This window comes from Deltaproteobacteria bacterium (assembly GCA_016210005.1).
GTDB lineage: Bacteria > Desulfobacterota > Binatia > HRBIN30 > JACQVA1 > JACQVA1.
The window spans coordinates 1-13,541 of sequence record JACQVA010000146.1; the positions used below are offsets into that span (position 1 = coordinate 1).

Sequence of the window (13,541 nt, forward strand, 5' to 3'; positions counted from 1 at the left end):
GCGCTACACGATCTCGTCATAGAGGTCACGCCAGTCCGGGTTCGATCAGCACGATCTTCCAGGCGCGGCGCCACTTCATCAGCTGCTTCTCCCGCACGATTGCGGTCTCTGCGCAGCCGTGCGCTTCGTAGTAGACCAGCTTGTCAACGCCGTACTTGGCCGAAAAACCCTCCACCACCTTGCTCTCATGCTGCCACACCCGCGTTGCCAGCTGTGAGGTCACCCCAATGTACAGCGTGCCGTTCCGTTTGCTGGCCAGGATGGAAACGCAGACCATAGCGCCAAACGCCAAACTGGATTCCCGCTTTCGCGGGAATGACGGCCATAACACCGAACAGGATCAGGGTCGCCACCACGTTACCCACAAATTTGTCGCGCACCCGTGGTGTGGGGCGTACTCGACGAGGATCACGCTCTGGTCGGCGACATGGCAGATACGGTCTTATCGGTTACCTACGGCCCTCCTGGGTCATGAGCTGATTCCCGGTGCCGCGGGCCGCCGTCGTGCCTAGGCCGCAGTTGGCGTAGCTTGTCCCGCTGCGCCGGGGTTAGCTCGTTCTTGATGCGGATCAGCAGGGTCAGGTGCGCCTTCTTGAGTCGGTGCTCGGCGGTCATGACTTGTTCGGCCTGGGCCAGCGCCGCCGTCTCGTCCACGGGCGAGGCGGAGAGCAGTTTGGCAAGCTTCTCCGACTGGCGCTCGATCTCCCATTGAATGGCAACCAGCGCCTTCTGCGCTTCCTCCATCTGTTGCGTGATCTTGTCGCGCTGCGCATCGGTGAGTCCGATCTCGCTCTGGTGGCGCATGAGCAAAGCGGGCGGAAACACCTCTTCGAGAAAGGACGGACCGCCCGGCCCGGGCAACCCTTCCATACCCGGTGGGCCGCCGAGCGGCCGAGCGCCGGCGGGGTCCACCAGCGCGGCTAGCAAGAGCAGGCCCAGCGTTAGCGTCGTGCGGAGGTGAGTCATACGTAGGTCTCCCTATCAATGGCCGACTGAGTGTCGGACGGTTCCAAGTCGAGACATCCCAGGCCCGTGCCCGCGCAGCCGAACGAGGGGACGTCTTCGAGGGCGTCCAACCCCGGGGCCGTCAGCAGCGCGTCAGTCGGAGCTTGGTAAACGCCGAGTTCGGCGATCGCTACCGGCGCCCGCTCGGGTGCTGGCGTCGGCGCGCTCTGCAACCAGAGCACGAGGGCGGCCGCGGCAGCTAGCGGTAGCGCGGCGGCACCGGTGTAGCGCCACACCCGCGGCCGGGCACGGACCGCGGCGCCAAACGCCGACAATGCGGTGCGCCGCGGCGGTGTGCGAGTCGGTGGCGTCGCCGCCAGGATGCGTTCGAGCAACTCCGGCGAAGGCATTTTCGCGGGCACCAGGTCGAGCAACGAGTCGAGCTGGCTGCCGGCTTCTTGCCAGCGCCGCGCCTGTTCCGATTGGGCTAGCAGAGCAAGGGCCTCGTCGCGCTCTTCTAGCGGCCAACGTTCGGGGTCAGCGCCATAGGCCGCGAGCAACTCGCGCAAGCGAGTGGCGGTCATCGATGAGCGATCGTCCATCGGCGTGGCGTCAGTCCTCTCCGAGCAGGTCCGGCAGCAGGTTGCGCAGCTGCTCGCGCAGGCGGCGCCGGCCACGTGCGAGCAGCGATTCGAGCGCCTCGACGCTTACGCCCATCGCGCCGGCGGCCTCGATGTTGCGCAGTCCCTGATAGTGGCACAGGGTGATGGCGATACGCTGCTGCGCCGGAAGTTGTGCCAGGGCCGCGTTCACATGCTCTCCGATGTCCTGCGCCTGCAGCCGAGCCGCCGCCGGCGGCGCCGGGTCACTCGGCTCAGCGATCTCGTCGAGGGCCAGCTCGGGACCGCGGCCGAGGCGGTCGAGGCAGAGATTGAGCGCGATACGGTGGAGCCAGGTGCTGAAGCGGGCGGTCGGTTGCCAGCGGGGCGCGTTGATCCAGACGCGCAAGAAGGTCTCTTGCGCCACGTCCTCCGCTCCCGCGCGATCGCCGAGCGTGCGGGCGGCAAAGCCGACAAGGCGTCCGAGGTGTCGCTCGACCAGCAGGCGGAAGGCGTCATGGTCGCCCGCGCCAATTCTGCGCATGAGTATTTCATCTGCGTCTGCCACGGCACGTTCGGCGGGTCAGTCGCCGCCTGCGCGGGCCGAGCGGGCACGCGCAGGCGGCAAGACTTTCAGTTAGCGCCGCGATCTCCGCGTCGCAAGCAACACCGCCGTCACCACGGCCCGCCGCGGCGCCCCGGCCCTCGCCGCGGGTGGTCGGTCTGTAGCTCGTCGAGACTCAGCGCACCGTCGCCATCGGTATCGACGTGGTTGAAATGGTGCTCCGCCATCTTGTCCCGCACCAGCGCTTCGAACACCTTGAATTCAGCCAAGGACAGAGTGCCGCTGGTATCGGCGTCTGCTTGGGCAACTAGCGCGGCACGCTCGGCCTCGATCTCCGCCCGCGCCGGCGGATCGGCGGCGAGCACCCAGCCGGGAAGCGCCAGTATTGCCCCACTCACGAGCCATTGGTTGATCTTCATGACGATCTCCTTCCGTCTATGGTCTCGGGCTCCAATCGGCCCGTCTACTTGAACGGACGGCGGCAAGAAATCCGTCGCTGGCCCAGCCGGCGGCGCGAGATTCAGTGGGCGCTGCTTCCCGGGCCCGCCAGCGCCACCGAGGTCGGTGGCGGCAGGTAGTAGAGCGGGTTGCGCGCGACATTGTCGCGGCGGACTTCGAAGTGGAGGTTGGGACCGGTGGTCCGGCCGCTGTCGCCGAGGGTGGCAATCTGCTGGCCGCGGCGCACGCGCGCCCCTTCTGCCGCCTGGTTCTGGCGATTGTGCGCATAGACGGTGGCGTAGCCGCGGTCGTGCCGCACGATGATCACGTTACCGTAACCGGCAAGGGCGTCGGCATAGATCACATCGCCGTCCGCCGCCGCCAGCACCGCGGTGCCGGCCGCGGCGGCGATGTCGATACCATCGTGAAAGCTCTCCCCGCGCGGCCCAAAACCGGAAGTGACACTGCCGGCTGAGATCGGCCAGGCGAACAGCCGGGCACCGTCAGCCGGCGGCAATTCCTCGCGCCGGGGAGCCTTCGCATTGACATCGCTCGGGGTGATGACATGCACCGGCAGTTGCCGCCGGGCGCCGGGGACGAATAGACGCTGGCCAGCGGTGATGCGCGACGGGTCGCGCAGGCGGTTGGCCCTGGCCAGCGCCTGCACCGACACACCGTAAGCCTTGCCGATGCGGTAGAGGGAATCGCCCGGCCGCACGCGATGATAAACTCCGCGGCTGCAGCCGGCGAGGATCATGGCTACGCCCACCACCACCGCCGCCGTTCGCCACCCAGGTTGCCGCGCTTCGTTCCCCACACCCACACTCACCCGGCGGGGCCCACTGCCTCCCCGCTTAGGCGTCGTTCCAGCCGTCAGCCCCGATCAGCTTCACGAACCGGCATTCGCCGAAGTACTCCTCCTGCCAGCCGGCCGCCATGCGCCGAATCCGCGCCAGCCCCTGCAACTCCGACTCGCCCAGCGGCAGCACCAAACACCCGGCCGCCGCCAGTTGCCCCAGCAAAGCGCGCGGGATACGGCGGGCCGCCGCCGTCACCACGATCGCGTCGAACGGCGACGCCTCGCACCAGCCCGCGCTGCCGTCACCGACGCGCACGTGCACCTGGGCGCCGAACCCGAGCGCGCGCAGGCGCTCGGCCGCACCCGCCGCCAGCTCCGGCACGCGCTCGATGGTGAAGACCTCGGCCCCCAGCTGCGCCAGCACCGCGGCCTGATAGCCCGAGCCGGTACCGACTTCGAGCACGCGGGCGCCGGCTCGCAGCGCCATGGTCTCGGTCATCAACGCCACCATGTACGGCTGCGAGATCGTCTGCCCGTGCCCGATCGCCAGCGGGTGATCGCCATAGGCGAAGCGCCGCTGCCCCTTCGGCACAAACTGATGGCGCGGAATCACCGCCAGCGCGCTCAGCACCCGCTCGTCGCGGATGCCGCGGGCGGCCAGCTGTTCGCGAACCATATCCAAGCGTTCGGCCTCGTAACCCATCGGTGCCACCGGCACAGCCGAACGCTACCACCGGCTCCGGTGCTGGGCAAATGAAGCCTCGCGCTGCAACAGCCAAGGGTGTGCGACAAATTTGTGGGTAACGTGCAGCCGACCGGGCAAAGTCCTCACCAGTCTGACAGTACTGTGTACTGTCAGGCCGAGGCCCAGGTGGCCGAAAGGGACGCAATCTGTCATTCCCGCGAAAGCGGGAACCCACGGCACCGGCTCGCTACCACCCGCCAGCGCTACACGATCTCGTCATAGTGGCGCCAAACGCCAAACTGGATTCCCGCTTTCGCGGGAATGACGGCCCGCTTTCGCGGGAATGACGGCCATAACACCGAACCACGTTGCCCACAAATTCGTCGCGCACCCAACAGTCAACCCGCTCAACTCAGTACGCCACCGAGGGGAAGTAGCAGCCACGGGGCTCGTGATAGATGCCCATGGCCATCAGCGTGAGCGGCTTGATCACCCGCAGGCCGACGCCCAAGCACCAGCGGAACAAGCTCGCTTGCCGCGTCGGCAGCAGAAACGACACCGGCTGGGCCGTAGCCGCCGCCACTCCGACGATCAGCGCCTGCATATTGGCCTCACTTTCCGCCACCCCGTGGGCCGCTTGCCACATGGTCAGCGTCGTCGTGTAGGCGTTGATGCGGCCGTCGCGAATAGCCACGAACGGGTTGAGCACCGCCGTGGCGCCGCGTAGTTCATCGCTGCGCTCCAGGCCGTGCACGCGCCGGCATAGAGCCGCGCACTCCTCGACGTCGCCTTCGCGTAGCCGGCGCACCATCACGCCCGGCAGCGGCGCCACCTGCGGAATCCCGCTCACCAGCACCAGCGGCTCCTTCACCTCGAAGCCCAGCGAGGCGTAGAGCGACATCGAAGTGGTGTTGAAAGCGTCCTGCACCAAGCGAATGCCGGCGGCCTCACGACCGCGCGCAATTACCGCGCGCATCAGACAGCGCCCGACGCCGCAGTGCTGGCTGGCCGGATCAACCGAAATCGGCCCGACCGCTCGGATGGCGTCGCCCTCGGTCAGGAAGTTCGAGCCAATCACCTGCCCGTTCCACTCCGCCACTACTCCGTAGGCATGCTGCGTGAGAAAGGTGAGCACCTGGGTTGCCACCTCGAGCGAGGGAAAGTCGGGCGGAAAGTTGTGCTGCTCGGCAATGTCCCTAAATGCCTCATAGGCGATGCGGCCGCACACCTCGATGTCGGTGGGGGTAATTGGACGAACCACGACGTTCATCTCGCGCCCTCCCCTCTCACAGGCGCGCCCTGGCCGGCACCGGCCACGGCCGCCGCGTTGTTGTGTACCCGGATAGACCAGGTTCGGCTCCGGATCAACCGCGCGGCCACCCGGCCGACACCCTGTGATTACGCGGGCGCGGGGGCGGGCCCCTGCGCCGGTGTCACGCCGACACGGCGATGCGAATATCCTCAGGTGAAATCTGCGCCGAGGCCAAGATGAAACGCGGCCGCAGCAGCACCACCAACGCCGGCAACAAGGCCAGCGCGGCCACCGCACTGACCAGCATCGTCACCGGGATGAAGTAGCCGCACATCGCGAGCGGCCGGAAGTCGGAGAGCGCGTACACGCCGAAGCCGGCGCTGATGGCCACGGCCACGAACAGGATGGCACGCCCGGAGGTGTGCATCGTGCGCCGCAGCGCCGCTTCGAGGTCACCGCCGGCAGCGAATTCCTCGCGCAAGCGGTAGAGGAAATAAATCGCGTAGTCTGCCCCCACGCTGACGCCGATCGCCGCAATCGAGGCCCCGGTCAGATCGAAGGCGACGCCGAGCCCGGCGAACAGCCCGAGGTTCGCCAACAGCGCCACCGCCAGCGGGGCGACGACGTAGGCACCGCCGAGGGCGGTGCGCAGCAGGATGCTGGAAAACCCGAATATCACCGCCAGTAATATGGCCAGGTTCAGCACCTTGCCGTTGACCGTGTGGTCGTTGAGCGCCATCACCGTCGGTCCCACGCCGCCGGCCAAGGCGACCTGGATCCGTTGCGGCGGATTCTGCCGCAGGTAGAGCTCCAGCCGCGCCAGCACACGCCGGGTCAGACCGGAGTCGTCGCGGTTGAGAAAGCCTCGCACCACCGCACGGCTGTGTGTGCGATCGACGTAGCCGTCAAAGGCCGGCGACTGCGCCAGGAAGAAGAGCTGGCCGATGAGCGCGGCGTCCGCCGGCAGCCCGCTGCCGGCTTCCTCCGGGACGAAGACCTCGAAGCTGCGCCGCAGCATGTCCGCCAGCGAGAACGTCCGACCCACCCCAGGCTCGGCCGCCATCGCCTGCTGCAAGCCCGTCATCAGCCCGATCGCTTCCGGACTCTTCATCGAGCCGGGCTCGCCTTCGAGCAAGATCGTCAGCGTCGTCGTGCTCGGAAAGTGCCGCTCGAACACCCGCAAGTCGCGTCCGAGCTGATGCCGTTCGGACCAGTACGCGTGGGTATCGAACTCGGTCGTCAGCCGTGGTGTAACGGCGACGGCCAGCGCGGTCACGAGCGCGAAGGTCGCCACCACTGCCCGCGGGTGCCGTATCACTGCGAACTCGATCGGCGCCAACACCACCCCGAGCCCGCGCGACAATGGCCCCTCGCCCGTGCGCGAGCGGCCGACCGGCCACAGCGTGCGTAGTGCCAGCATGAAGGTCATCTCCAGCAGCACGGCGGCAACGATACCACTCGCCACCCCCAGGCCGAACTCCGTCAGCGTCGGAATACCCAGCAGCGACAGTGCGGCGAAGCCGCAGGCGGCGGTGCCGCCGGCCGCCAACATCACCGCCCCGATGCGGCTGGCCGATGCCACCACCGCCGCCGTACGGTCGTGCAGGAAGCGGAACTCTTCATAGTAGCGCTTGAGCATCTGCGCCGAGTGTCCCGCGGCCACCGTCATCACCACCAGTGAGACGGCACCGGTCCAAGGGTTGACGCGAAAGCCGGCTAGGCCCATGAAGCCCATGGCCATCGCCGTGCTGAGTAACGCCGTGGCCGCCGGCAAGATCACTCCTTGAATGTGGCCGAAGGCGAGATACAGCACCACCACGATCGCCGCCACCGTGCCGGCGAAGAACAAGCCCTGCTCGCGCACAATTGTCGCCTGGAACCGCTGTATGATCGGTTCGCCGGTCAAGGCGATGCGGATGTCCGGCGAGCGGTACTTCGCCACCATCTGCTCCACCGCCGCTGCCAGCTGGGTACTTTCGACGCCGTCGTAGAAGTCGAGCATAACCAGCGCCGCCCGTTCGTCGGCGCTCACCAGCGCGTCCCTGAACAGCGGCTCGCTGCGGTAGCGCTGGCGCAGCCCGGCGATGCCGGCGTCGTCTGCGGGCACTTCTCGCGCCAGGTAGTCGCTGGCCAAGACCCCGCCTTGATCCACCGGTACCCGCACGTAGGGCGAGAATAGGCTGACGAGGTTCTGGCCGATGATCTCCGGCAGCCGCAGCGAGTCCTGCGTCAGATCGTACACCGCCTGCAAGACATCGCGCCGCCACACCGAGCCCGATTCCGGCACCAGCGCGATGGCGATGAAGTTTTTACCGCCGAATTCCTTGCGGATCTTGCGGTCCACCGCAACGAAAGGGTTGTCGGCCGGCAGCTGCTGATCGGTGTTGAGATCCACCTCCAGCCGCGTCATGCCGGCGGCGACAATCGCCGCCAGCAACAATGAAACCAGGAGCACCGCCGGTGCCCGGCGCGTTACCCACTTGGCGTACAGCTGCAACGCTGAATTCATCATCCCTCCCTCTAACCGTCCCCCCGGCGCCGCTTATCGCAGCGACGGCACCAGCTGGCGGCGGTTGCGCGGCGCGGTTCTAATCTGCTGCATCAGCCAGCGGCGCGGCCGCTCGCCCAGAGCCAGAACCAGCAGCGCACTGACCACCAGCGCGAGGGCAGCGCCCCACTGTGCCGCCTCACCGCACGCCGCCGATGCCGCCAGCAGCACCCCGGCAGAGTTCACCAGCCAGACCGGCACCACGTTGAACATCGCCATCTCCTGTTCCTGGCCTTAAGGATACGGCCGGCGCCGGCGGCCGACAATTCGCCCGGAGGCATCATTTTACGCGGGCCGACGGCACCGGTACGGAGGTTTTGAAGTTCTGGTACCAACGGGCTATTGGCGAGCACGGCCGTACGCCGGCATGCTGGCGGCGGGGCGCTTGGGCCTGGGCGAGAGGAGCAGTCGTGGCACGCGAGAGAATCAAAGTGCTGATCGTGGATGATCATCCGCTGTTTCGCGAGGGGCTGCGGCAATGCCTCGAAGCCCGCAAGGAGCTGCGCGTGCTGGCGGCGGTGGGCAGCGGCGAGCAGATGTGGCAGGCACTACGCACGCACGGCCAGCCGCAGATCGTCTTGATGGACGTGGAACTGCCCGGCGAAAGCGGCATCGATCTAACCAAGGCGTTGCACGAGCGCTGCCCGGAAATCCGCGTGCTGATGCTCACCGCCTTCTCCGACACCGAGCGCGTCGTCGCCGCGCTCAAGGCGGGTGCGGCGGGCTACTTGCTGAAAAACGTCGCCCCCGACGAAATCCGCGCCACGGTCGAGCGCGCGGCGGCGGGCGAGCCGATGCTCTCGGGTGAAATCGCCGGCCGGGTGCTGCGCGAGTTCGAGCGTGAGCGCAACGAGGAGCGCTTCCGCGAACAGCTCGCCGGCCTGACCCCGCGCGAAGAGGAAATCCTCAAACTGCTGGCCACGGGCGAGTCGAACCGCCAGATCGGCAAGCGCCTGTTCATCAGCGAGCAGACCGTCAAGAACCACCTCGCCAATATCTTTCGCAAGCTGCAAGTGAACGACCGCACCAAGGCGGCCCTGCTGGCGGTGAAGCTGGGCTTGGGCGGGGAGTAACCGGCGGTGACTGCGTGGTGGCGCCACGCCCTGCGCGCCCTGGTCGTCGGCGCCGCGCTTGCAGTCACGCTGGCCGGGCTGTCGGCGGTCCGGCTCGCCGATTGGCCGACCTACGTCGTCTTCCTCCTGATTTCAGTGGTGCTGTTCTTGCCTTATGTGGAGGTGCTGCCGCGCATCAAGCTGCCGATTCCCGAGATGGCTGCGAGCATCGGCTTTCTCTACATCGCCGGCCTGCCCGTGATCGTCTTGCGCAACCTCGCCCCGGCCCTGGCCCGGCTGCTGGCCTGGGCACTGCCCGAGCAGTGGAAAGCGCGGTTGCCGCAACTGCGCGCCGGTGCCGGCATCACTCGTCGTGAGCTGCTGGGCGGCGGTTGGGGCGCGGCCTCGCCGATCAGCGGTGTCGCCACCGAGTGGGCGGCGTCGACACTCGGCATCGGCGTTCGCTGGGTCATCGCCTGCCAGCTCGCCTCGCCGCGCGAACTGACCGCGCACCCGGAGGCCATCGCCCTCGCCGAACTGGGCGGCTACGCCTGCTGGGGCCTGCTCGCCATCCTGCCGATCTATCCGAACCGGCCGTTGCTGCCGTTTTCTGCCCGCGGCCTGCGCACCGCCTTGGCCGACATTGGCTTCATCATCGCCCTGGCGCTGACGCCTTTCGTGTTCTTGATCGCGTACGGCTTTCAGACCGCCGGTCTCTCGGGCGCCGCCGCTTGGTCGCTGTCGACTCTGGGCTTACACTTCATGCTCCAGCGCCTCAACGAGCGCCGGCTACAGGTGGAAGCGCAAAACCGCCGGCTGGAGGCGCTCAACCGCGAGCTCGAGCATCGCGAGCGGCTGTCGGCGATCGGCAAGATGTCCTCGGTCGTCTCGCACCAGATACTGCAGCAGCTGGGTGTCATCGGCATCTATGCCGACCTCATCCGCAACAGCGGCGGTGAAACCGATCCGCCCGGTGCGCTCGCGGATGCGCGCCGCAACGCCGCCGCGATCGAAGCGGCCTTACAAGACGTCAACCGCGTGCTCACTGACTTACTGGTGTTCAGCCGCGACCTGCGACTCAATCTCTACGATCATCCGCTGCAGCTCGTGATCGAGGAGGCGCTCGACGATTGCCGTGCCGAGGCGAGCGCGCGCGACGTGACGGTGCGCGCGGAAGGCATTCTCGACATCACTCTCACGGTCGATAAGCTGAAGATCAAGCAGGCGCTGGTTAACATCATTCGCAACGCCATCGAGGTCTCGCCGCCGGCCAGCGCGGTGGTGGTGCGCAGCGCGCTTGGCGGCGGCAACGTCGAGGTCACGGTCAGCGACCGCGGCCCTGGTGTCGCCGAAGCCGATCGCGAAGCCATCTTCGCCCCCTTCTTCACCACCAAGGAACAGGGCACGGGGCTGGGGCTAGCGATCGCGCGGCAATTCGCCGAGGCCCACGGCGGCCGAGCCTGGGCGGAAGCCAACCGCGACGGCCATGGCTCCACCTTCACGATCCGCTTGCCACTGCGGCCACCACAGCCCGGACCGTAGCCGCTCCGCCGCTGCGCTAGCGGGATGATCTCCGTCATGCTTTCGGGTGCGAATCGTCACTTGATGCATGACGCTCGACGGTAGTAGAAAACAGCTGCGCCGAGACAAGAAGTAGCCGCGAGCAGGGTAGCGCAGGGGCGGGGCCTGGTGGGCAGCCGCGGCGCAGACTGGGGGGCACGCGTGCTCCGTTTCTCGAGATGGTCGAAGGGCTGGCCGATGGGCCGGCATGTGTCTGCGAGCGTGCGTTCAACCGCCGGACGCCGCCCGCGGCTGGGTGGCCTGCTGCGGTTCTTGCTCATGCCGGGGCTCTTGCCAGCGGCGCTGCTCACCGGCGGCGTCCTGTGGCCGGCTCCTGCGGATCCCAGCGCGCCGGGCCGTGCGGAAGACCTTGGCGGCCAGCCAAACACGCCGCCGGCGCTGGATCACTTCACGTGTTACAGCAGCATGAAGAGACAGAAGGACGCGCCGCCGTTCGTCCCGCGTTCCGTCGTCCTCACCGACCAGTTCGAGACAATGACCACAACCGTCGAGAAGCCCGTCAGCTTCTGCAACCCGGCGAACAAGAACAGCGAGGGCATTAACGACCCCACCGCCCACTTGACGTGCTACCGAATTCGAGAGGCCCTGGGACACCTGAATCCGCGACGCCGCATCGTGGTGCGGAATCAGTTCGGTGACCAGAGCCTCTCGACCTTCCGCCCCGAAACGTTATGCGTTCCCTCCGGGAAGAACGGCGGACCCTTGCCGGAGCATCTCGACCACTTCAAGTGTTACGCCGCAACCACCCTCGAGGGGACGCCGCGCTTCGAACCACGCAAAGTGACCCTCTGGGACCAGTTCCAGCTTGAGACCAAGAGCACAATGGTCAGGAGACCGGTCAGTCTCTGTACCCCGGTGGACAAGAACGGCGAGGGCATCAGCGATCCTACGGCGCTGCTGACATGCTACCGAATCGGGGACGATTCGGGCGGAGAGCAAACCGGGGACCACGGGTCCAACACCCGCGACATCACGTTGCACAACCAATTCGGCGACGATGCGTTGACTCTGCTCTCGTGGCCCCACCGGCTGTGCGTCCCTTCGACCAGGCTCGGTCCGCTGCCAGCGACCCAAACGCCCACGGCTACCTCGCGCGGTACCCCGACGCCGACGCGTACCATGACCCCGACCAGCACGCCGACGCCGACAGCCACGGACACCCCGATCCCTGCCACACCCACGTCCACTTCGAGTCAAACACCAACGGAGACGGCGACGAATACCCCACCGGCCACGCTTACGGCGACCGCAACCGGGACGTCGACGATCGCGCCAACAAGCACGCCGACCGACACCCCAACTGAAATACCGAGCGAAACTCCCACCGACACCCCCACCGACACGCCGGCGGCAACGCCGACAGACACCCCATCTCACACGCCGACGCAAACGCCCACAGACACGCCGACCGAAACTCCTACCGACACGCCCACTGAGACACCGACCGCGACGCCGACTAACACGGCAACCGCCACCGCGACCCCAAGCGACACGCCGGCGGCGACACCGACCGGCACCCTCCCGCCGACGCACACCCCAACCAGTACCGCCACGGCAACGCCGACCGATACGCCGGCGAATACGCCAACGGATACGAACACCCCCACTCGCACCCCGACGCAAACCTCAACGCCAACGTCAACACCAACAGACTCCCCAACGGTAACCCCGACCAGTACCCCCACGGCCACGCCAACCAGCACCCCGACTCAGACGCCGACGGAGACCGCAACCAATACTCCGCCCCACACGCCAACCACGACTAACACCCAGACGGACACGCCGACGCACACGCCGACAATCACCTCGACGAAGACGGCAACCAACACCCGCACCGCGACCCCCACCGCAACACCGACTGACACGCCAACCTCGGCACCGTGTGTTGCGCCGCCGGCCGATATGGTGAGCTGGTGGCCGGCCGAGGGGAACGCGACTGACATCATCAACGGCAACAGTGGTACGCTGCTCGGCGGCGTGTTCTTCACGCCGGCCACAGTCGGTCAGGGCTTCACCTTTGATAGCAACGATGACCGGGGCACGGTCCCCCACAATGCCAGCCTCGACGTTCAGAGCACCGGCTTCACCGCCGACTTCTGGATGCAGGGCACCAAGAACCAGCCGCAGTGGTGGTTCCTGGTGCTCGATAAGTCGCACGGGTTTGTGGATTCGACCGGGTGGCTGTTCCAGGGTAACTCCGGCAATGGAATCATCTACTTCGGGATTGGCGCCGGAGGCGGTGGCTCCGCGAACTTCCCTGGTGTCTACTCCACCGTCGACGTGCTCGATGGGAACTCCCACCATCTCGCGGGCACCTGGGATGGCAGCACCATCAGGTTGTACGTCGACGGGGGCCTGCAAGGTACGGCGTCACTGTCGACGCCCGCCAACAACAATCGCGCTGTGAACATCGCGTTCGCGTGGGGCGGGGGCACGCCGCAGCGCTTTTTCCGAGGAGTGGTGGACGAGATTCAGATCTTCCAGCGCGCCCTGTCCGCTGCGGAGATACAAGGCATCTTCGGCGCGCGCAGCAACGGCAAGTGCACGCCGACGCCAACCGCGACGATCACAGTAACGCCGACAACGACACCGACGGCAACACCGACGCACACGCCGACCCACACCCCGGCGACGACTCCAACACAGAGCCCGACACGCACGCCCACCGACACGCCACCGGCCACGAATTCGCCGACCGTGAGCCCGACGAGCACGCCGACGAACACGCGGACCAGCACTCCGACGAACACGCCGACCGTCACGCCAACCGCGACGCCGACCGTCACGCCAACGGCGACCCCGACCGACACCGCGACGCGGACGCCAACGATCACATCGACCCCGACCGAGACTCCGACCCGAACGCCAACCGCCACCCCGACCAACACGGGAACGCCCCGGCCGGATCTGGTGGTGACGGCGTTCAGTGCCACGACCTCGACGACGGTGGATGCGGGGCAAGCGATCACGCTGACGTGGACGGTGGCGAATCAGGCGGCGAGCCTGGGGACAGCATTCCAGCCGTGGCATGACCGGGTGTGGCTGTCCACCGACAACACCTTCGGCGGTGACAGCCC

The 13,541-nt window shown here is 67.2% G+C and carries 12 protein-coding genes and 1 pseudogene; 3 read left to right on the forward strand and 10 right to left on the reverse strand.

What is annotated here, in order from left to right; translation table 11 throughout:
* Positions 1-3: 3 nt before the first annotated feature.
* From HY699_13990 to HY699_14035, 10 genes and pseudogenes are all read right to left on the reverse strand, one after another.
* Positions 4-277: pseudogene (locus HY699_13990) on the reverse strand (GIY-YIG nuclease family protein).
* Between the two features lie 176 nt (positions 278-453).
* Positions 454-966, reverse strand: coding sequence for a periplasmic heavy metal sensor (locus HY699_13995; GenBank protein MBI4516917.1), 513 nt, complete (start codon positions 964-966; stop codon positions 454-456).
* Complete coding sequence (locus HY699_14000) at positions 963-1,529, reverse strand: hypothetical protein (protein ID MBI4516918.1); 567 nt, start codon at positions 1,527-1,529, stop codon at positions 963-965. Before HY699_14000 ends, HY699_13995 begins: the two co-directional genes overlap by 4 nt.
* Positions 1,530-1,557: 28 nt before the next feature.
* A complete protein-coding gene (locus HY699_14005) occupies positions 1,558-2,088 on the reverse strand; it encodes an RNA polymerase sigma factor (GenBank protein ID MBI4516919.1) in 531 nt (176 codons plus the stop codon).
* A 131-nt stretch (positions 2,089-2,219) separates the two neighbouring features.
* Positions 2,220-2,528 (reverse strand): EF-hand domain-containing protein, encoded by a 309-nt coding sequence (locus tag HY699_14010; GenBank protein ID MBI4516920.1) that lies wholly within the window; start codon positions 2,526-2,528, stop codon positions 2,220-2,222.
* Positions 2,529-2,629: 101 nt separating this feature from the next.
* Entirely contained in the window at positions 2,630-3,364 is a 735-nt protein-coding gene (locus HY699_14015) for a M23 family metallopeptidase (GenBank protein MBI4516921.1), read from the reverse strand.
* A 37-nt stretch (positions 3,365-3,401) separates the two neighbouring features.
* Positions 3,402-4,049 carry a protein-L-isoaspartate(D-aspartate) O-methyltransferase gene (locus HY699_14020; GenBank protein MBI4516922.1) on the reverse strand — a complete coding sequence of 216 codons (648 nt, stop codon included), beginning with the start codon at positions 4,047-4,049 and terminating at the stop codon, positions 3,402-3,404.
* A gap of 394 nt (positions 4,050-4,443) precedes the next feature.
* Positions 4,444-5,301: a GNAT family N-acetyltransferase gene (locus HY699_14025; protein MBI4516923.1), complete on the reverse strand. Its 858-nt coding sequence runs from the start codon at positions 5,299-5,301 to the stop codon at positions 4,444-4,446.
* A 163-nt stretch (positions 5,302-5,464) separates the two neighbouring features.
* Positions 5,465-7,795: an MMPL family transporter gene (locus HY699_14030; GenBank protein ID MBI4516924.1), complete on the reverse strand. Its 2,331-nt coding sequence runs from the start codon at positions 7,793-7,795 to the stop codon at positions 5,465-5,467.
* Between the two features lie 30 nt (positions 7,796-7,825).
* Positions 7,826-8,044 (reverse strand): hypothetical protein, encoded by a 219-nt coding sequence (locus HY699_14035; GenBank protein ID MBI4516925.1) that lies wholly within the window; start codon positions 8,042-8,044, stop codon positions 7,826-7,828.
* Between the two features lie 197 nt (positions 8,045-8,241).
* Here HY699_14035 and HY699_14040 point away from each other — a divergent pair, with 197 nt between their 5' ends.
* The 3 genes from HY699_14040 to HY699_14050 form a co-directional block, all read left to right on the forward strand.
* Positions 8,242-8,904, forward strand: coding sequence for a response regulator transcription factor (locus HY699_14040; GenBank protein ID MBI4516926.1), 663 nt, complete (start codon positions 8,242-8,244; stop codon positions 8,902-8,904).
* A 6-nt stretch (positions 8,905-8,910) separates the two neighbouring features.
* Positions 8,911-10,425, forward strand: coding sequence for a HAMP domain-containing histidine kinase (locus tag HY699_14045; GenBank protein ID MBI4516927.1), 1,515 nt, complete (start codon positions 8,911-8,913; stop codon positions 10,423-10,425).
* A gap of 216 nt (positions 10,426-10,641) precedes the next feature.
* A partial coding sequence (locus HY699_14050; protein ID MBI4516928.1) for a LamG domain-containing protein occupies positions 10,642-13,541 on the forward strand: 2,900 nt, incomplete at its 3' end.

What these genes read in the sequence shown, in the direction of transcription:
- HY699_14010 (MBI4516920.1), bottom strand. Translation starts at nt 2,528, where the DNA reads ATGAAGATCAACCAATGGCTCGTGAGTGGGGCAATACTGGCGCTTCCC.
- HY699_14035 (MBI4516925.1), bottom strand. Translation starts at nt 8,044, where the DNA reads ATGTTCAACGTGGTGCCGGTCTGGCTGGTGAACTCTGCCGGGGTGCTG.
- HY699_13995 (MBI4516917.1), bottom strand. Translation starts at nt 966, where the DNA reads ATGACTCACCTCCGCACGACGCTAACGCTGGGCCTGCTCTTGCTAGCC.
- HY699_14020 (MBI4516922.1), bottom strand. Translation starts at nt 4,049, where the DNA reads ATGGGTTACGAGGCCGAACGCTTGGATATGGTTCGCGAACAGCTGGCC.
- HY699_14000 (MBI4516918.1), bottom strand. Translation starts at nt 1,529, where the DNA reads ATGACCGCCACTCGCTTGCGCGAGTTGCTCGCGGCCTATGGCGCTGAC.
- HY699_14025 (MBI4516923.1), bottom strand. Translation starts at nt 5,301, where the DNA reads ATGAACGTCGTGGTTCGTCCAATTACCCCCACCGACATCGAGGTGTGC.
- HY699_14005 (MBI4516919.1), bottom strand. Translation starts at nt 2,088, where the DNA reads ATGCGCAGAATTGGCGCGGGCGACCATGACGCCTTCCGCCTGCTGGTC.
- HY699_14030 (MBI4516924.1), bottom strand. Translation starts at nt 7,795, where the DNA reads ATGATGAATTCAGCGTTGCAGCTGTACGCCAAGTGGGTAACGCGCCGG.